The organism is Kribbia dieselivorans NBRC 106261 (assembly GCF_001552435.1).
Classification (GTDB): domain Bacteria; phylum Actinomycetota; class Actinomycetes; order Actinomycetales; family Dermatophilaceae; genus Kribbia; species Kribbia dieselivorans.
Map to the genome: position 1 here is coordinate 1 of NZ_BCRE01000288.1, position 1409 is coordinate 1409.

Annotated in this window: 2 rRNA genes; both read left to right on the forward strand. The window is 55.8% G+C overall.

Annotation, left to right across the window (positions count from 1 at the left end):
• Nucleotides 1-1160: ribosomal RNA gene (locus tag KD1_RS15905) — 23S ribosomal RNA — on the forward strand; the annotation flags it as partial.
• A gap of 109 nt (nt 1161-1269) precedes the next feature.
• Nucleotides 1270-1386: ribosomal RNA gene (rrf, locus tag KD1_RS15910) — 5S ribosomal RNA — on the forward strand.
• Nucleotides 1387-1409 lie beyond the last annotated feature (23 nt).

Here is a 1409-nt window from a genome sequence, read left to right on the forward strand (position 1 = left end):
GGGTGATGGGCCGCAGAGACCAGGGAGGATCGACTGTTTACTAAAAACACAGGTCCGTGCGAAGTCGCAAGACGATGTATACGGACTGACGCCTGCCCGGTGCTGGAAGGTTAAGAGGACGGGTCAGCCGTGAGGCGAAGCTCAGAATTTAAGCCCCAGTAAACGGCGGTGGTAACTATAACCATCCTAAGGTAGCGAAATTCCTTGTCGGGTAAGTTCCGACCTGCACGAATGGCGTAACGAATCCTCCACTGTCTCAACCGTGAACTCGGCGAAATTGCATTACGAGTAAAGATGCTCGTTACGCGCAGAAGGACGGAAAGACCCCGGGACCTTCACTATAGCTTGGTATTGGTGATCGGGACGGCTTGTGTAGGATAGGTGGGAGACTGTGAAGTGGCCGCGCCAGCGGTTGTGGAGTCATCGTTGAAATACCACTCTGGTCGTTCTGGTTGTCTAACTTCGGTCCGTGATCCGGATCAGGGACAGTGCCTGGTGGGTAGTTTAACTGGGGCGGTTGCCTCCCAAAAAGTAACGGAGGCGCTCAAAGGTTCCCTCAGCCTGGTTGGCAATCAGGTGTCGAGTGCAAGTGCACAAGGGAGCTTGACTGCGAGACAGACATGTCGAGCAGGGACGAAAGTCGGAACTAGTGACCCGACGGTGGCATGTGGAAGCGCCGTCGCTCAACGGATAAAAGGTACCCCGGGGATAACAGGCTGATCTTCCCCAAGAGTCCATATCGACGGGATGGTTTGGCACCTCGATGTCGGCTCGTCGCATCCTGGGGGTGGAGTCGCTCCCAAGGGTTGGGCTGTTCGCCCATTAAAGCGGTACGCGAGCTGGGTTTAGAACGTCGTGAGACAGTTCGGTCCCTATCCTCTGTGCGCGTAGGAAACTTGAGAAGGGCTGCCCCTAGTACGAGAGGACCGGGGTGGACGAACCACTGGTGTGTCAGTTGTCCTGCCAAGGGCACCGCTGATTGGCTACGTTCGGAAGTGATAACCGCTGAAAGCATCTAAGCGGGAAGCACGCTTCAAGATGAGGTTTCCAACCCGCTTGCGGGTGAAGGCCCCCAGTAGACCACTGGGTTGATAGGCCAGATGTGGAAGCACAGTAATGTGTGGAGCTGACTGGTACTAATAGGCCAACAACCTGACTAACACCCCCAAAAAACATGTGAGGGGTGCTCGCGTCCACTGTGTAGTTCCCGAGAAACAAACACCACCAAGGCTCACCATCGAGTGAGCGTGTTTGACACCTCGATAGAGTTTCGGCTGTCATAGCGAAAGGGAAACGCCCGGTCCCATTCCGAACCCGGAAGCTAAGCCTTTCAGCGCCGATGGTACTGCACTGGTGACGGTGTGGGAGAGTAGGACGCAGCCGAACAACCATTACCAGGCCCCCAACCC